The sequence below is a fragment of the Ruegeria sp. BC1 genome, from assembly GCF_056539305.1.
Map to the genome: position 1 here is coordinate 156,143 of NZ_JBQFUT010000008.1, position 15,674 is coordinate 171,816.

The 15,674-nt window shown below is 58.7% G+C and carries 19 protein-coding genes; 10 read left to right on the top strand and 9 right to left on the bottom strand.

The window, feature by feature from the left end; genetic code table 11:
* Nucleotides 1-60 precede the first annotated feature (60 nt).
* The gene (locus ACR0IY_RS17030; protein ID WP_480675369.1) at nt 61-243 is read right to left on the bottom strand and encodes an argininosuccinate lyase; all 183 of its coding nucleotides are present in this window, start codon (nt 241-243) and stop codon (nt 61-63) included.
* A complete protein-coding gene (argH, locus tag ACR0IY_RS17035; RefSeq protein WP_480675371.1) occupies nt 243-1,631 on the bottom strand; it encodes an argininosuccinate lyase in 1,389 nt (462 codons plus the stop codon). Before argH ends, ACR0IY_RS17030 begins: the two co-directional genes overlap by 1 nt.
* Before the next feature lie 21 nt (nt 1,632-1,652).
* Between argH and ACR0IY_RS17040 the strand changes: the two genes are divergently transcribed.
* The 9 genes from ACR0IY_RS17040 to yddG all read left to right on the top strand — a co-directional run bounded on the left by ACR0IY_RS17040 (nt 1,653) and on the right by yddG (nt 8,481).
* Entirely contained in the window at nt 1,653-2,219 is a 567-nt protein-coding gene (locus ACR0IY_RS17040) for a TlpA disulfide reductase family protein (protein ID WP_480675373.1), read from the top strand.
* Nucleotides 2,220-2,310: 91 nt separating this feature from the next.
* Nucleotides 2,311-2,640: a hypothetical protein gene (locus tag ACR0IY_RS17045; RefSeq protein ID WP_480675375.1), complete on the top strand. Its 330-nt coding sequence runs from the start codon at nt 2,311-2,313 to the stop codon at nt 2,638-2,640.
* Nucleotides 2,641-2,699: 59 nt separating this feature from the next.
* A complete protein-coding gene (locus tag ACR0IY_RS17050) occupies nt 2,700-3,086 on the top strand; it encodes a hypothetical protein (protein ID WP_480675377.1) in 387 nt (128 codons plus the stop codon).
* Nucleotides 3,083-4,054, top strand: coding sequence for a sterol desaturase family protein (locus tag ACR0IY_RS17055; protein ID WP_480675379.1), 972 nt, complete (start codon nt 3,083-3,085; stop codon nt 4,052-4,054). The genes ACR0IY_RS17050 and ACR0IY_RS17055 overlap by 4 nt, the downstream gene beginning before the upstream one ends.
* A 92-nt stretch (nt 4,055-4,146) precedes the next feature.
* Entirely contained in the window at nt 4,147-4,335 is a 189-nt protein-coding gene (locus tag ACR0IY_RS17060; RefSeq protein WP_480675381.1) for a hypothetical protein, read from the top strand.
* A gap of 91 nt (nt 4,336-4,426) precedes the next feature.
* Nucleotides 4,427-5,260, top strand: a complete 834-nt coding sequence (locus tag ACR0IY_RS17065) for an EAL domain-containing protein (protein ID WP_480675383.1) — start codon at nt 4,427-4,429, stop codon at nt 5,258-5,260.
* A 184-nt stretch (nt 5,261-5,444) separates the two neighbouring features.
* A complete protein-coding gene (locus ACR0IY_RS17070; protein ID WP_480675385.1) occupies nt 5,445-6,620 on the top strand; it encodes an acetyl-CoA C-acetyltransferase in 1,176 nt (391 codons plus the stop codon).
* 187 nt (nt 6,621-6,807) lie between these two features.
* Nucleotides 6,808-7,530: an acetoacetyl-CoA reductase gene (gene phbB, locus ACR0IY_RS17075; RefSeq protein WP_480675387.1), complete on the top strand. Its 723-nt coding sequence runs from the start codon at nt 6,808-6,810 to the stop codon at nt 7,528-7,530.
* An 84-nt stretch (nt 7,531-7,614) separates the two neighbouring features.
* On the top strand, nt 7,615-8,481 hold the full coding sequence (gene yddG, locus ACR0IY_RS17080) for an aromatic amino acid exporter YddG (RefSeq protein ID WP_480675389.1): 867 nt from the start codon (nt 7,615-7,617) through the stop codon (nt 8,479-8,481).
* Here yddG and ACR0IY_RS17085 read toward each other — a convergent pair.
* From ACR0IY_RS17085 to ACR0IY_RS17095, 3 genes are all read right to left on the bottom strand, one after another.
* Complete coding sequence (locus tag ACR0IY_RS17085) at nt 8,478-8,642, bottom strand: YdcH family protein (protein ID WP_170674712.1); 165 nt, start codon at nt 8,640-8,642, stop codon at nt 8,478-8,480. The genes yddG and ACR0IY_RS17085 overlap by 4 nt on opposite strands.
* A 121-nt stretch (nt 8,643-8,763) precedes the next feature.
* Nucleotides 8,764-9,537: a tRNA1(Val) (adenine(37)-N6)-methyltransferase gene (locus ACR0IY_RS17090; RefSeq protein ID WP_480675391.1), complete on the bottom strand. Its 774-nt coding sequence runs from the start codon at nt 9,535-9,537 to the stop codon at nt 8,764-8,766.
* Entirely contained in the window at nt 9,534-9,749 is a 216-nt protein-coding gene (locus ACR0IY_RS17095; protein ID WP_480675393.1) for a putative signal transducing protein, read from the bottom strand. The genes ACR0IY_RS17090 and ACR0IY_RS17095 overlap by 4 nt, the downstream gene beginning before the upstream one ends.
* 56 nt (nt 9,750-9,805) lie before the next feature.
* Between ACR0IY_RS17095 and ACR0IY_RS17100 the strand changes: the two genes are divergently transcribed.
* Nucleotides 9,806-10,804: a polyprenyl synthetase family protein gene (locus ACR0IY_RS17100; protein WP_480675394.1), complete on the top strand. Its 999-nt coding sequence runs from the start codon at nt 9,806-9,808 to the stop codon at nt 10,802-10,804.
* Here ACR0IY_RS17100 and ACR0IY_RS17105 read toward each other — a convergent pair.
* From ACR0IY_RS17105 to soxR, 4 genes are all read right to left on the bottom strand, one after another.
* Nucleotides 10,797-11,618: a 4-(cytidine 5'-diphospho)-2-C-methyl-D-erythritol kinase gene (locus ACR0IY_RS17105; RefSeq protein ID WP_480675396.1), complete on the bottom strand. Its 822-nt coding sequence runs from the start codon at nt 11,616-11,618 to the stop codon at nt 10,797-10,799. The genes ACR0IY_RS17100 and ACR0IY_RS17105 overlap by 8 nt on opposite strands.
* Nucleotides 11,608-13,320 (bottom strand): tetratricopeptide repeat protein, encoded by a 1,713-nt coding sequence (locus tag ACR0IY_RS17110; RefSeq protein WP_480675398.1) that lies wholly within the window; start codon nt 13,318-13,320, stop codon nt 11,608-11,610. The genes ACR0IY_RS17105 and ACR0IY_RS17110 overlap by 11 nt, the downstream gene beginning before the upstream one ends.
* A 104-nt stretch (nt 13,321-13,424) precedes the next feature.
* Nucleotides 13,425-15,071: an electron transfer flavoprotein-ubiquinone oxidoreductase gene (locus ACR0IY_RS17115; protein WP_480675400.1), complete on the bottom strand. Its 1,647-nt coding sequence runs from the start codon at nt 15,069-15,071 to the stop codon at nt 13,425-13,427.
* Nucleotides 15,072-15,206: 135 nt separating this feature from the next.
* Nucleotides 15,207-15,662: a redox-sensitive transcriptional activator SoxR gene (gene soxR, locus ACR0IY_RS17120; protein ID WP_480675402.1), complete on the bottom strand. Its 456-nt coding sequence runs from the start codon at nt 15,660-15,662 to the stop codon at nt 15,207-15,209.
* Nucleotides 15,663-15,674 lie beyond the last annotated feature (12 nt).

A 15,674-nucleotide genomic window follows, 5' to 3' on the forward strand; every position in this document is an offset into this window, starting at 1 on the left:
CCGAGACCAGTCATGCGGTACAGATGGGCGCGGCCTCAGCGAATTGCAATCACCATTCGGTTACAGACCGAGAAAAACTCCCATTCCGCCGCGCTGCAGGCCGACGCCACCGCCGATATGGGTGCCACTGCTGCCGACACCGATACTTGCGTTCATTGTCGGCTGTATCGGCTCTCCGTCTGCGCCGCAGCCCGCCAAAGCAGCCCCAGCCAAAATCAACGCCATCACACGCAGTATCCGCATCACACCAGCGCCTTCCACCGCTTGATCTGGGCACGCACCTGATCCGGCGCCGTACCGCCATAGGATTGGCGCGAGTTTACCGAATTTTGGACGGTAAGAACAGAATAGACATCATCGGTGATATCGCCGTGAACCGATTGCATGTCCTCCAATTTCAGATCAGGCAGATCGCAGCCCTTGGTTTCGGCCATGGCCACCAGCGATCCGGTTACATGGTGGGCATCGCGGAAGGGCAAACCCAGCACCCGCACCAGCCAGTCGGCCAGATCGGTGGCGGTCGAGAAGCCCGAGCCCGCTGCGGCGGCAAGACTGTCGCGATTGGCGGTCATGTCCTTGACCATCCCCTCCATCGCGGCAAGCGCCAGCATCCAATTGTCGGCAGCATCAAAGACCTGCTCCTTGTCTTCCTGCATATCCTTCGAGTAGGCCAGCGGCAGACCCTTCATCACCATCATTAGGGCCGTGTTCGCACCGTAAATCCGACCGACCTTGGCGCGGATCAGCTCGGCCGCGTCGGGGTTTTTCTTCTGCGGCATGATCGACGATCCAGTCGAGAACCGGTCGGACAGGGTCACAAACCGGAACTGGGCCGAGGACCAAATCACCAGTTCTTCGGCAAAGCGTGACAGGTGCACGGCACAGATTGAAGCCGTCGACAGGAATTCCAGCGCGAAATCACGGTCGCTGACAGCATCCAGCGAGTTCGCTGCGGGGCGGTCAAAGCCCAGCGCCTCGGCTGTCATCTGACGGTCGATTGGGAAAGACGTTCCGGCCAAGGCTGCGGCCCCAAGCGGCGATTCGTTCATCCGGGCGCGGGCATCGCGGACCCGGCTGAGGTCACGCCCAAACATCTCGACATAGGCCATCATATGATGCCCCCATGTCACCGGCTGTGCCGTTTGCAGATGGGTGAAACCGGGCATGACCCAATCGGCCCCGGCCTCGGCCTGCGCCAAAAGCGCGCGGATCAGGGCCAGAAGACCGGATTCCGCAGCGTCCAGCTGATCGCGGACCCACAGTTTGAAATCGGTCGCAACCTGATCATTGCGCGACCGGCCCGTGTGCAAACGGCCTGCGGGCTCGCCAATGACCTCTTTCAGACGCGCTTCGACATTCATGTGGATGTCTTCCAACGCTGTCGAGAACTGAAATTCTCCGTTCTGGATTTCTGACAAAACGGTGAGCAGCCCTTCCCGAATAGCCTGCGCATCACTATCAGTTATAACGCCTGTGGCCGCGAGCATGGCGGCATGGGCGCGCGAGCCTGCAATGTCCTGGGCTGCCATCCGCTGATCGAACCCGATCGAGGCATTGATCGCCTCCATGATCGCGTCTGGACCGGCGGCAAAGCGGCCGCCCCACATCTGGTTCGAGGATTGATCGGTCATGTTGGAAAACCCGGAGTTGATATGCGCCTATTTCGTTTGATCCCCCTTTATATGGCCCTTGCGCTAGGTGCAAACGCGGCTTTGGCCACCGATGCGGAAACCTTGGCGCCGCTGCGGGATGGCACGCTCAAACGGCTGATCCTGCACAAGGAGCCGAAACCCGTCGCTCCGGTCGAGTTTCAGCTGGAAGACGAAGGCGGCACGGCGACGCTCGATGACTACAAGGGCAAATATGTGCTGCTGAACTTCTGGGCCACCTGGTGCGCGCCCTGCCGCAAGGAAATGCCACAGATTGCCGAGCTGCAGGAAGAATTCGGTGGCGACAAATTCGAGGTGCTGACCCTGGCCACCGGGCGCAACTCACCCGCCGGGATCAAGAAATTCTTCGCAGAGAACGGGATCGACAACCTGCCCCGTCATCAGGACCCCAAATCGGCCGTTGCCCGCGAAATGGGCGTGATCGCCCTGCCGATCACAGTCATCCTTGACCCCGATGGCAACGAAATCGCCCGTCTGATCGGTGATGCCGAATGGAATTCGGACAGCGCCAAGGCGATTGTCTCAACGCTAGTGGGGGGCAAATCCTAAGCCCCGCGCCTTTCCCTTACTTTTTGTGCTAGACTGAAACCGGTCCCAACGGGCTGGTTTTCCTGTGCAACCTGAAGGAAGGGAGAGTGCAATGAAACCGGTAGTTCTGTTGATTGGAAAACTACCAAATGTAATTGGCGACGTGGCGCGACAACTGGATCACATGCCGATTCAATGGCTGGGCGCCCATGATCAAGAAGAAGTCCGGCGGCAACTGGACGCCGAACCCCGTATCGTTTGTGCGATCATGGGAGCGGGTCTGGACGATAAGGTCCGCGGCGAATTGGTCGGCATCATCGCCGCGCGCAGACCGGATATCTGTATCCACCTCAAAGATCGGACTTCCGGTCCTGACGGCTTGGTGCCATTTGTTGAACGAGTCGTTCAGCACGAGATCCTTGAGACCCTCGAGGCAGGTTGACGCAACGCTACCTTTGACAGTCTCACTACCGCTTTGCACTTTGCCGGCGGGAGGACGGAATGCCGCTTGAAATTCTATTGGTCCTGGTCGTGGGAGGTATCGCCGGTATTACGGTGATGTTGCACCTGACGGGACGGTCCCGCATACGCGAACTGACGGCAGACAGCGCGCGGTCAGAATGGCTGCGTCATGCGCCAGACGATGTGATCATCGACGTCACTATTGCGCATGACAAACACTCGGCCCTGATCCGCACCGAAACCGGCAACGGGCTGTTGTGGTCCTTCGGGGCCGATACCGTGGCCCGTCACTTGCTGGACTTTGACTGGATGGAGCATTCCGAAGGCTTAGAGGTTCAGTTCCACGATTTCGGCACGCCCAAAGCGATAATCCACCTCGACGATTTCGAACGCCCGCATTGGCAACATCTGATGGACCCCGAATGACCGACCAAGTGAGTTTCCCCGACGCCGTGCAGTGGGCCGTCCCCTTTTTCATCGCCGCCATTTTGGCCGAGTTCGTCTGGATCGCCGTCAAGGGCAAAGGCGGGAGGTATGAAACAAGGGATGCGGTGACCTCACTGATCATGGGGGCAGGCAACATCGCTTCGGGGTTTCTGCTGGGGTTCATCGCCTATGCGTTCTTCATGTGGTTGTGGCAGATCACGCCGCTGAATCTGGGCACATCAATCCCGGTTATCATTCTGTGCTTTGTGCTGGACGACCTGCGGTACTACTGGGTGCACCGGTTCGGCCACCGCATCCGCTGGGTCTGGGCCAGTCACGTGAACCACCACAGCTCGCAACATTACAATCTGACCACGGCACTGCGGCAGACCTGGACCTATACTTTCACTTTCATGATGGTCGTGCGGGCACCGCTGATCCTGCTGGGGTTCCACCCGGCAATGGTGCTGTTCTGCGGCGGCCTGAACCTGATTTACCAGTTCTGGATCCACACCGAGGCCATTGGAAAGATGCCCCGCTGGTTCGAAGCGGTGATGAACACCCCCAGTCATCACCGCGCCCATCATGGCCGAAATGCACGCTATCTGGATTGCAATTACGCAGGCGTCTTCATCATCTGGGACAAACTCTTCGGCACATTCGTACCTGAGCAGGAAGACGACCGGGTCGATTACGGGCTGGTCCACAATATCGGGACGTTCAACCCGCTGCGTGTTGCCTTCCATGAATGGGTCGGCATCTGGCGCGATGTGACCCAGCCGGGGCTGACCTTGCGCGAACGACTGGCCTATTGCTTTGCCCCGCCGGGATACAGCCATGACGGCAGCCGCGAGAACTCGGAACAGATCAAAGCCAGACACTTAGCCCGGCACCCGGAAGATCGTGGAACGCCCGGATTCGAGCACTTGGATGCAAAAACGCCCAATGCACGGGCAAAAGAGGCTTAATCCCGCCGATCCTGCACCTGGTGTCCTTGAAAGCGCATTTTTACATTCCATATTCTGCGGATGTGTAACGTAGCAAGTAACCAGAGGCCGATATGACCCGTTTGACAAACCTGTCCACCATAATCGGATTGTCGGGTCTGGTGCTGGCGATGCTGACCGCCCTTGCCGGAGGTGCGATCACCCTCGTGACACTGGGCTTTGCGATGATGGGTCTGGGCTTTGCAGGTGCCGTGATCGGAGCCGCCACCACGTTGGGCCGCGCTTTGGATACCACCCGCTGACTCCAATCAAACTCCCTTGTCTTAACTGCAAATTCATACCTTTGACCTGAAGTTAAGCCCTGATCGGTAGCGTGAAGGGAATGGCAAAGATATGCAGGACAGAAAACTGGCAGATATGCCCGAAGGCGCCGACAGCCCACTGAACGCTGCAGTTTCATCCCGCGACACGTCAACGGTTCAAATGGCGACCGAGGCGGTGAATCACAAACAATGCAAGCTGGCCTTCCAACCTGTAATGCAAGCTCTTACCCCACACAGCGTGGCTTTTTATGAAGGGTTCATTCGAGTCCTGGACGAAACCGGTCGCGTTATTCCCGCGCGGGAATTCATGCCACAGCTGGAAAACACACCCATCGGGCGGGAACTGGACTGTATTGCGCTTGAGATGGGGTTGCGAACCTTGACCCGAAACCCAGGCATCCGCCTTTCAATTAACATGTCCGCGCGGTCGATCGGATACGCGCGGTATTCGCGCATACTGGAACGGTTTCTCAGGAAAGACAACGGTGTCGGTGAGCGGTTGATTCTAGAGATCTCGGAAAGCTCGGCGATGACAGTGCCCGAACTGGTGGTCGATTTCATGGACCGAATGCAGCCGCGCGGCGTCGCCTTTGCGCTGGATGATTTCGGCACCAGTAACTTCAGCTTTCGTCATTTCCGCGAGTTTTTGTTCGACGCGGCCAAGATCGACGGCCAGTTCGTGCGCGAGGTTAGCAAGAACCCCGACAATCAGGCCTTGGTCCGGGCGCTGGTGGCGGTTGCGCGCGAATTTGAAATCCTTGTCACAGCCGAATCGGTTGAAACAAAAGAGGATGCCGAATTTCTGGTGGCCAACGGAGTAGACTGCCTGCAAGGCTTTTTGTTCGGCGCACCTAGTGTCTCGGCCCCTTGGAAGGACGAGAAATTCCGTCAAACCGGCAGCTAAGCGCGGAAAATTCTGGTGCAACGGCACCTGAGACAAGCTGACCGTTGCTGCAATTGCAGCATTGCGCTATGCCATATTCTGTTGGAGCGGGAGATCATGAGGCGCTCTTGTTTTCAGGGGCGGTGCCCCTAGGACGCGCGTCATCACGGTTCCCACAGGACCTTGATGGTAGAGGATTGTCTATATGACGAACGTAGTAATCGCATCCGCAGCACGGACCGGCGTCGGCAGTTTTGGCGGCTCGTTTGCAAACACACCCGCACATGATCTGGGCGCAGCCGTTCTTGAGGCTGTTGTCGAGCGCGCTGGTGTCGAAAAGGGCGAAGTGAGCGAAACCATTATGGGTCAGGTTCTGACTGCCGCTCAGGGTCAGAACCCGGCGCGTCAGGCGCATATCAACGCCGGCCTGCCGCAGGAAAGCGCAGCCTGGGGTATCAACCAGGTCTGCGGTTCGGGCCTGCGTGCGGTTGCACTGGGGGCACAGCACATCCAGCTGGGTGATGCCGAAATCGTTGCCGCCGGTGGTCAGGAAAACATGACCCTCTCGCCCCACGCCGCCGCTCTGCGCGCCGGTCACAAAATGGGTGACATGAAATACATCGACACCATGATCCGCGACGGTCTGTGGGATGCCTTCAATGGCTATCACATGGGTCAAACGGCCGAGAACGTCGCCGAAAAGTGGCAAATCAGCCGCGACATGCAGGACGAATTCGCCGTTGCCTCGCAGAACAAGGCTGAAGCCGCACAGAAGGCGGGCAAGTTCGCCGACGAGATCACCCCGTTCACGATCAAGACCCGCAAAGGCGACATCGTGATGGACAAGGACGAATACATTCGCCACGGCGCGACCATCGAAGCCATGGGCAAACTGCGCCCTGCCTTCACCAAGGATGGCTCGGTCACCGCAGCCAACGCGTCCGGCCTGAATGACGGTGCGGCAGCGACTCTGCTGATGTCGGCAGAAAACGCCGAAAAGCGCGGGATCGAGCCTTTGGCGCGTATCGCATCCTATGCCACCGCCGGTCTGGACCCATCGATCATGGGCGTCGGCCCGATCTATGCCTCTCGCAAGGCGTTGGAAAAAGCAGGCTGGTCGGTCGATGATCTGGATCTGGTCGAGGCCAACGAAGCCTTCGCCGCGCAAGCCTGCGCCGTGAACAAGGACATGGGCTGGGATCCATCCATCGTAAACGTCAACGGCGGCGCGATTGCTATCGGCCACCCCATTGGCGCCTCGGGCTGCCGCGTTCTGAACACGCTGCTGTTCGAAATGAAGCGACGCGACGCGAAAAAGGGGCTCGCGACCCTGTGCATCGGTGGCGGCATGGGTGTCGCCCTGTGCGTGGAGCGCGACTAAGTGCGTTGACATCTAAATAGAAAAGGGCGTCCACTGGACGCCCTTTTTCGTTACAATCAGGCATTAATCCGTAGATGCGACAATATCGCCGAACAGAAAGACAGAAACGAGAACGAAACGATATTGCGCAGCAATCTCTCTCAGAGTAACAGAATTACCAAGTCAGACTTAATTGGAGGATTCCTCAATGGCACGTACAGCACTCGTCACCGGCGGTTCCCGCGGCATCGGCGCAGCAATTTCCAAGGCGCTCAAGGCCGAAGGCTACAATGTTGCAGCCACCTATGCCGGCAATGACGAAGCCGCCGCAAAATTCACCGAGGAAACCGGCATCGCCACCTACAAGTGGAACGTCGCCGACTATGACGAATCAAAAGCGGGCATCGAAAAGGTCGAAGCCGAAGTTGGACCGATTGACATCGTGGTTGCCAATGCCGGCATCACCCGCGACGCACCGTTCCACAAGATGACACCCGAACAGTGGCATCAGGTTATCGACACCAACCTGACCGGTGTGTTCAACACCGTTCATCCCGTCTGGAGCGGTATGCGCGAGCGCAAGTTCGGCCGCGTCATCGTCATCAGCTCGATCAACGGTCAAAAAGGCCAATTCGCACAGGTCAATTATGCCGCGACCAAGGCAGGCGATCTGGGCATCGTGAAATCGCTGGCGCAGGAAGGCGCGCGCGCAGGCATCACCGCCAACGCGATCTGCCCCGGCTATATCGCCACCGAGATGGTGATGGCAGTACCGGAAAAAGTCCGTGAATCAATCATCGGTCAGATTCCAGCCGGCCGTCTTGGCGAGCCCGAGGAAATCGCCCGTTGCGTGGCCTTCCTTGCGTCCGAAGATTCCCAGTTCATCAACGGTTCAACCATTTCGGCCAACGGCGCGCAGTTCTTCGTCTGATTCAAGCGCAGCGCTGACAGAGAAACGGGCCGGTCCACACGGATCGGCCTTTTTTCTTTGGATCAACACAAGGCATCCACCCCCATGACCAGAAACCGCGCTACTGCTATCGGGTTTGTCGCCGTATTTCTGTGGTCGCTGCTGGCCCTGTTTACGGTCGGTTCAGCCCCGACACCGCCGCTTCTGTTAAATGCGCTGTGCTTCAGTATCGGTGGTGCATTGGGGTTGATCTGGACATCCGCCAGCGGAGGGCTGGGGCGGCTACGTGCGGTTCCGTGGACCACCTATCTGTTCGGCACGGTCGGGCTTTTCGGCTACCATGCCTTGTACTTTTCGGCACTTCGGATGGCCCCGGCGGCCGAAGCCGGTTTGATCGCCTATCTTTGGCCTTTGATGATCGTGCTTTTTTCAGGGTTGTTACCGGGCGAACACCTGCGCATCGGGCATCTGATTGGCGCATCCCTGGGCTTTGCCGGGGCTGCCGTGATCATCGCCGGAGGCGGCAGCGCCGGATTTCAGGCCGATCACCTGCCGGGTTACGCGCTGGCCCTGCTCTGCGCGCTGACATGGTCGGGATATTCCGTTTTGTCACGCCGTCTCGGGGATACGCCTACTAGCTCGGTCGCTGTGTTCTGTCTGATCTCGGCGATAGCCTCGGGTGTGCTGCATTTGGCGCTTGAAGACACGGTTTTGCCCAACACGGCATTTGGCTGGGCGTCGGTTGCAGCATTGGGTTTAGGGCCAGTGGGGCTGGCGTTTTATGTTTGGGATATCGGCGTCAAGCAGGGCGACATTCAGATTCTGGGTACAGCGTCTTACGCGGCACCCCTGTTGTCTACGCTTGTTTTGGTAATGGCCGGGATCGCCGCCCCGTCCTGGGGGTTGGCGATCGGGACCGTATTTATCACTGGTGGCGCGGTGCTGGCCGCGCGGGCCAGTTTGAAACGCTAGTTTGACAGTCGCTCGATCTCTTCCTTCAGCTTTAATTTTTGCTTTTTGAGTTGAGCTATATGGAGATCGTCGATGCCAGGCGAGCGTTGGGCTTGTTCTACTTCAAGACCGAGAGATTCGTGCTTTTTCTTCAGTTCGGTCAGGTGTGCGCTCACGCTCATGGCGATACTCCTTTGTTGGTGTCTGAGTTTCACGTAGGAAGTTGACCACATCGTTTCCACCCTGTCACGCCGCAGGCGCACAGAATCTGTAATAAATCCGACAAATTCGGCTGGTTAATGCCTATTCGTCCGCGAATCCGGGCAAGGCAACCCCGTCCCGCAGCACAGCCGCGACCTGCGGCGTATAGCTTTCGCCATCTTTTTCATGCCGCGCACCATTGTGCAGAATAAGCGGGGCGTGCAGTTGAAAGGCCGCCCGACCACCCTTTCTGGCGCGCAATATCACCAGTTCAGCCTTTCGGCCGACCCGCGCAGACAACGGCAGCACCTCAATCGAGCCCAGCCGCCCTTCGCACGCTACCAGCATGTCAGACAGGCGATCCGCCTTTTGGATCATGTTCAGATAACCGCGCGGCGCGAGGCGTTTGGCAGCCGCGTCGATCCATTGGTCCAAGGGCGTTTGCTCTCCCAATGCGATGCTGCGCCCATTATCTAATGCCCGGCTGTGCGCTCCGGCACGATAATAGGGCGGATTGGCGATCACATGGTCGAATTGCCGTTGCTTCAGGTCGACGGGCAGAGCGCTCAGATCAGCCTCGACCACCTCAAGCGCTGCGTCGTTCTCAGCGGCGTTCCGCCGCGCCAGCTCGGCATATGGCGCCTGCAATTCGACCCCAACGCCGGTGACGCCCGGCACCCGCGCCATCAGGCACAGGATCGCGGCCCCTGCCCCGCAGCCAAGCTCTAGCACGGTGTGACCACGTGTCGCCGTCACGGATGCGGCCAGCAGCACCGGGTCCACGCCCGCACGGTACCCTGCCCGAGGTTGCCACAAGCGTACGCGCCCACCCAGAAAGTCGTTTCGCGTCAGATCACTATCGGGAAACAGGCTCATCTGCCCAACGGAATTTCGTTGTCTCGCATGACCCGCTCGGCACGGGTCAGGTCATCGGTCCGCACCATCAGGCGGCGGGGGAAAATTCCGATGCCCCCTTCGAGGACGCTCATATTTACGTCCATCTGAAAGCAGTCTATATCCTCGCCCTTAAGAAGAGCGGTTGCAAAGGCCAGAATCGTTGGATCGGTGCTGCGCAAAAGTTCTTTCATGGGGATGGATGTAAGGGCAAGGAGTGGCGGAAGTCGAGCCTTGTGTCAGGAGTGTGATGACTATCGACGCGATCACAAAACCACATGAGCGGCTGGCAGAGCTTCTTGCCGGTGAAATGGGCGCCGTCAATGAGCTGATCCGCACGCGTATGGCGTCTGAGCACGCACCGCGTATCCCCGAAGTCACCGCACATCTGGTCGAGGCCGGCGGCAAGCGCCTGCGCCCGATGCTGACGTTGGCTGCAGCGCGATTGTTTGGTTATGCGGGTGACCATCATGTGCGGCTGGCTGCCACGGTCGAATTCATTCACACAGCAACCCTGCTGCATGACGATGTGGTCGACGAAAGCGCCCAGCGGCGCGGACGGCCCACCGCGAACCTGCTGTGGGACAACAAGTCCAGCGTTCTGGTCGGCGACTATCTGTTTTCCCGCAGTTTCCAGTTGATGGTTGAGACCGGTTCGTTGCGCGTTCTGGACATTCTGGCCAATGCGTCAGCCACGATTGCCGAAGGCGAAGTATTGCAAATGACGGCGGCCACCGATCTTAGCACTGATGAAGCGATCTACCTGCAGGTTGTGCGCGGCAAAACGGCCGCACTGTTCTCGGCCGCGACCGAGGTGGGCGGTGTGATCGCGGGAGCATCGGAAGAGCAAGTCAAGGCGTTGTACAACTATGGCGATGCATTGGGCATAGCATTCCAGATTGCCGATGACCTTCTGGACTATCAGGGCGACAGCAAAGCAACCGGCAAAAATATCGGCGACGATTTCCGTGAACGCAAGTTGACACTGCCGGTAATCAAGGCCGTTGCGCAGGCAACCCCAGACGAACATACATTCTGGGAACGCACTATCGGCCGGGGCCGCCAGCAAGACGGTGATCTGGACCATGCGCTGAGCCTGATGAACAGGTACGGTACACTCGAAGCCACGCGATCAGATGCGTTTGGCTGGGCTGCCAAGGCCAAGGCGGCGCTGGATGCCCTGCCCGATCATGAAATCCGCACCTTACTGCGTGATCTGGCCGACTACGTGGTCTCGCGCCTCAATTAAGCTGCGTTGCGCGACACCACCACTCGGGGTGGGCCGCGCCGATTTCATAGGCCGCGAAATGGGCGGCCTTCATCGTCGGATAAAGCGCAAAGCAGGTTGAGCCTGACCCGGACATGCGGGCGAGCATGGCGCGGTTGGTCATTCTGAGTTCATCCAGCAGGACTTCGATTTCGCGCGCCACGCCCATGGCTGGAATTTCCAGATCATTGCGTTGCTCGCTCAGCCAATTGGCGCAGTCTTCGGGCGATTCAAATTCGGGAACGCAGTCTGGCATGGGCGGGTTGTCCCGCAGCGCCAGAGCCTTGAACACAACCCCCGTAGGAACAGGAATGCCCGGATTGACCAGAACGGCGGGTAAGTGCGGCAGAGCTACCGGTACCAGATGGTCCCCTATGCCCTGCATTCGCATCGCTTTGGCCGCCATACAGACAGGCACATCAGCCCCCAACGACAGTGGAACCTTATCGGGGATTTCAACCCCTTGCCCAGACAAGGCCCACAATGTCGCCGCCGCGTCCGAAGAGCCGCCACCGATGCCACCGCCATGCGGCAGCACTTTGTTCAAGCCGATATGCCCGGCCCAGCCGACAGCTTCGGCCGCTTTCCAGACCAGATTGCGGTTATCCGTGGGCACACCCGCCGCATGTTCACCAGAGACCGTCATTGACAAGTTCGGCCCCGGTGTAAAATCCAGCTGATCGCCCACATCCGCAAATACAACCAGCGAATCCAACACGTGATACCCGTCCGCCCGTTGGCCAGTCACATGCAGGGTCAGGTTAATCTTGGCGGGCGCAAAAGCCTCAACCTTCATTGGCGACCTTCAGGGGTTCGGCCCCTTCTTCGGCCAGAACGGCATCCAGTCCGATCTCGATCTTGCGACGGATACGGTCCGGGTCGGCTTCTCCGTCGGTGTCTTCGGGGTCGATGAACGACAGCGCGCGTTTCCACTGAAATTCAGCTTCGCGCGTTCGGCCTACGGCCCAATAGACATCCCCTAGATGGTCATTCACCACCGGATCGACCGGCATCAGTTCAACCGCGCGCTCCATATGTTCTACCGCTTCGTCATAGCGGCCCAGACGGAACAGGACCCAACCCAAACTGTCAACGATATAGCCACTCTCAGGACGTGCGGCGACCGCACGCTGGATCATGTCCAGCGCCTCGTCCAGCTTCTCTTGCCGCTCGACCAGCGAGTACCCAAGATAGTTCAGCACTTGCGGCTGGTCCGGATTCAGCTCCAGCGCGCGTCGGAAATCGGCCTCAGCCAGGTCCCAGTTCTTCAGCCGCTCATGCGAGATTCCGCGGGCATAGTACAAAAACCAGTTTCCGCCTGAACTGAGCTCGTTCAGTTCAATGGCTTTGTCATAAGACAGGACTGCGGCCGAGTATTCCTCTTGCTGCCGCTGAAGATCGGCCAGCGCCACGTGGACGCTGGGCAGGTTTGGATTCTGGCTGGCAAGTAACTGCAAAACTTCGGCAGCGGCATCCTTCTTGCCGGATCGGCTCAGAACTTCGGCCCGGCCCAGTTCGGCAACATGGTGGTCGCTGCTGCTGACGGGCACAGTGCGATAGGCGTCGACCGCTAGATCATATTGTTCCAGCGCATCCAGTAATTCAGCGCTCAGCAGGATCGCATCCACGTGATCCGGGCGCAGAAAAGCAGCTGTGCGTACATAAAGCAGAACGTAGTTCTGGGCAGCCTCGCTGCTGAGCGCGGCACCGACCGAGAAAAACACCTCGGCCATACCGTCCTGAGCGGATTGCACATGGGTGAACGGCAGAGTTTCACCGGCAGTCAGGCGTGCCACGTATCCTTCGAGAGAGGGATCACGGCCAGCGGCAAAAACTTCATCCAGAAATTGCAACGCATCTTCATTGCGGTCCAGTTGCGACAGTACCTCGACACGAGCCAAAGCGGCACGGCGGGAAAAACGGGCAACGGCACCGTTATGAGCAGAAAACACCTCTTCAGCGCCTTCGAAATCGCCAACCGACGCCAAAGCCAGAGCTTTGTGATACAGCGCGAATTCGCGCAGCCCTTCCTGCTGCGCAACTTCGTCGAACTGTTCCATGGCGCGAGTCATGGCCCCTTGGCCAATATGCGCCCAGCCCAGCAACAACCCATCTACCAGCGGCCCCACACCCTGCGTTTCGGGATCGCGGACAAGCAATGCATCCAGATCGCCATCCGCGACCAAATTGGCGACGGTAACCATGCGTGCGGCCTGGCTGGGCAAGCCGAGCTCCTCGATCATCTGAGCTATTGGCAGTGCACCCTGAATCTCACCCAGCGACAGGCGAGCAACGACGACACTTTCCAAAAGATGAGCGTTTTCGGGATCAGCGCGTAGGGCTTGCGCATAGTATTTTTCGGCTGCGGTGTAGTCGTTTTCGTAAACCGCCTGTCGACCGGCAAGGTAGGCACCTGACCCTGAATCCGCATGTAACGGGAGCACCATTGATGAGGTGAAAAGCGCAGCCAGTGCTGCACGACGAACCAGAGAAGCCACCAAATTCCTGCCTTGTTATTGTTGACTGCGCAACAAGCTAGGGCTTTGGCCTGAAAGAGGCAATGGCAGAGCCTTCACGACCCTGCCACTGCCCGGTTTTTTGCTTACATATTTGGATAGTTTGGGCCGTCGCCACCTTGTGGTGTGGTCCAGGTGATGTTCTGGCTGGGATCCTTAATGTCGCAGGTCTTGCAGTGGACGCAGTTCTGGAAGTTGATGACGAATCGCGGACCGTCTTCGTCTTCGACCATCTCGTACACGCCCGCCGGGCAATACCGCTGCGCCGGTTCGTCGAACTTGGGCAGGTTGACCTTGACCGGGATGTCCGGGTCGGCCAGCCGCAGGTGGCAGGGCTGGCTTTCCTCGTGGTTGGTGGCCGCAAAGGACACGTTGGTCAGGCGGTCGAAAGACAGCGTGCCATCGGGTTTCGGGTAATCGATGGGCTGATGCTTGCTGGCCTCTTCGGTCGAGTCCGCATCGTTTTTGCCGTGACCCAGTGTGCCCAGCAGCGAGAAGCCCAGCGTGTTGGTCCACATGTCCATGCCCCCCAGCACCAGGCTGGCGGCCAGGCCGTATTTCGACCACAGCGGCTTGACGTTGCGCACCTTCTTCAGGTCTTCGCCGATGGCGCCGTCACGCACTTCGGTCTCATAGGCGGTCAGCTCATCACCCGAACGCTCGGCCTTGATGGCATCAAAGGCGGCCGCGGCCGCGGCCTTGCCCGACAGCATCGCGTTGTGGTTGCCCTTGATGCGCGGCACGTTGACCATACCCGCCGAGCAACCCAGCAGCGCCACACCGGGCGCGACCAGCTTGGGCATCGACTGATAGCCGCCTTCGGTGATCGCGCGGGCGCCGTAGGCCACGCGTTTGCCGCCTTTGAGCAGATCGGCCACCATCGGGTGATGCTTGAAGCGCTGGAACTCCATATACGGATACAGATGTGGGTTCTTGTAGTTCAGGTGAACCACGAAACCGACGTAAACCTGATTGTTCTCCAGGTGATAGATAAACGATCCGCCACCTGCGTTGCTGCCCAGCGGCCAGCCCATCGTGTGGGTAACGGTGCCTTCTTTGTGCTTGGCCGGGTCGATCTCCCAGATCTCTTTCATGCCAACGCCGTATTTCTGCACCTCTTTGCCGGCCTGCAGGTCGTATTTTGCAATCACTTCCTTGGACAGCGAACCGCGCACACCTTCCGACAGGAAGACATACTTGCCGTGCAACTCCATGCCCGGCTCGGTGCCCGGCCCGTAAGAGCCATCGGGCTCCAGACCAAAGACGCCAGCGACAACGCCTTTTACTTCGCCATTGTCGCCATAGACCAGTTCGGAACAGGCCATGCCCGGGAAGATTTCGACGCCCAGTTCTTCGGCTTGCTCAGCCATCCAGCGGCAAACATTGCCCATCGAAACGATGTAGTTGCCGTGGTTGTTCATCAGTGGCGGCATCGGGAAATTGGGGATGCGGATCTTGCCCGCCTCACCCAGCATGTAGAAATTGTCTTCCTGGACCGGTGTGTTCAGCGGAGCACCTTTTTCTTTCCAGTCGGGGATCAACGCGTCCAGACCGCAGGGATCAAGAACCGCACCCGACAGGATATGCGCACCCACTTCCGAACCCTTTTCCAGAACGACGACGTTCAGGTCAGCATCCAGCTGTTTCAGACGAATGGCCGCCGACAGGCCCGCGGGACCTGCACCCACAATCACCACATCATATTCCATCGCTTCGCGTTCAATCTCGGCCATCGCGGGCTCCTTAGCTAACTTTCCGAATTGGCGCTTTCACTGCGTGGTCTGCGCAATTTTGTTTCACGGCTGATTACATGGTCTGAAAGACCTTGGTCAATCAAAACACGGCGTAACATTGCTGCAATGCGGCAGTTATGCCTCGGGAGCGTCCCCCATCAGGTATCTGGGACCGCTACCATAGGATTTCGCCCGGTCATCGGGGTTGTAGAGGGCGCATTTGGGAAGGCTCAGGCAACCGCACCCGATGCAACCATCCAGGTTATCGCGCAACCGCGTCAGCGTATCGATTCGCTGATCTAGATGAGCCCGCAGGGTGACGCTGATGTTCTTCCAGTCTTGCGGTGTGGGCGTGCGGTTTCCCGGCAAACCTGACAGGACTTCGCGAATTTCGGGCAGAGTCAGGCCGAATTGTTGCGCGATCATGATGAAGCTCAGCCGTCGGATATCGGCCCGCTGATAGCGCCGTTGCCCTCCTGCATTGCGCCAGGGCGCGATCAGACCTTGCGCCTCGTAATATCGAATGGCCGATACGGCCAATCCCGTGCGCCGGGCCAACGCGCCGATTGCCAGTCCTTCGGATACCGCCATGTAACTCTCTCA

What these genes read in the sequence shown, in the direction of transcription:
- ACR0IY_RS17105 (WP_480675396.1), bottom strand. Translation starts at nt 11,618, where the DNA reads ATGAAGGTTGAGGCTTTTGCGCCCGCCAAGATTAACCTGACCCTGCAT.
- ACR0IY_RS17065 (WP_480675383.1), top strand. Translation starts at nt 4,427, where the DNA reads ATGCAGGACAGAAAACTGGCAGATATGCCCGAAGGCGCCGACAGCCCA.
- phbB (WP_480675387.1), top strand. Translation starts at nt 6,808, where the DNA reads ATGGCACGTACAGCACTCGTCACCGGCGGTTCCCGCGGCATCGGCGCA.
- ACR0IY_RS17050 (WP_480675377.1), top strand. Translation starts at nt 2,700, where the DNA reads ATGCCGCTTGAAATTCTATTGGTCCTGGTCGTGGGAGGTATCGCCGGT.
- ACR0IY_RS17115 (WP_480675400.1), bottom strand. Translation starts at nt 15,071, where the DNA reads ATGGCCGAGATTGAACGCGAAGCGATGGAATATGATGTGGTGATTGTG.
- ACR0IY_RS17090 (WP_480675391.1), bottom strand. Translation starts at nt 9,537, where the DNA reads ATGAGCCTGTTTCCCGATAGTGATCTGACGCGAAACGACTTTCTGGGT.
- yddG (WP_480675389.1), top strand. Translation starts at nt 7,615, where the DNA reads ATGACCAGAAACCGCGCTACTGCTATCGGGTTTGTCGCCGTATTTCTG.
- ACR0IY_RS17095 (WP_480675393.1), bottom strand. Translation starts at nt 9,749, where the DNA reads ATGAAAGAACTTTTGCGCAGCACCGATCCAACGATTCTGGCCTTTGCA.
- ACR0IY_RS17055 (WP_480675379.1), top strand. Translation starts at nt 3,083, where the DNA reads ATGACCGACCAAGTGAGTTTCCCCGACGCCGTGCAGTGGGCCGTCCCC.
- ACR0IY_RS17030 (WP_480675369.1), bottom strand. Translation starts at nt 243, where the DNA reads ATGCGGATACTGCGTGTGATGGCGTTGATTTTGGCTGGGGCTGCTTTG.
- ACR0IY_RS17085 (WP_170674712.1), bottom strand. Translation starts at nt 8,642, where the DNA reads ATGAGCGTGAGCGCACACCTGACCGAACTGAAGAAAAAGCACGAATCT.
- ACR0IY_RS17045 (WP_480675375.1), top strand. Translation starts at nt 2,311, where the DNA reads ATGAAACCGGTAGTTCTGTTGATTGGAAAACTACCAAATGTAATTGGC.
- ACR0IY_RS17060 (WP_480675381.1), top strand. Translation starts at nt 4,147, where the DNA reads ATGACCCGTTTGACAAACCTGTCCACCATAATCGGATTGTCGGGTCTG.
- soxR (WP_480675402.1), bottom strand. Translation starts at nt 15,662, where the DNA reads ATGGCGGTATCCGAAGGACTGGCAATCGGCGCGTTGGCCCGGCGCACG.
- ACR0IY_RS17070 (WP_480675385.1), top strand. Translation starts at nt 5,445, where the DNA reads ATGACGAACGTAGTAATCGCATCCGCAGCACGGACCGGCGTCGGCAGT.
- argH (WP_480675371.1), bottom strand. Translation starts at nt 1,631, where the DNA reads ATGACCGATCAATCCTCGAACCAGATGTGGGGCGGCCGCTTTGCCGCC.
- ACR0IY_RS17100 (WP_480675394.1), top strand. Translation starts at nt 9,806, where the DNA reads ATGACTATCGACGCGATCACAAAACCACATGAGCGGCTGGCAGAGCTT.
- ACR0IY_RS17040 (WP_480675373.1), top strand. Translation starts at nt 1,653, where the DNA reads ATGCGCCTATTTCGTTTGATCCCCCTTTATATGGCCCTTGCGCTAGGT.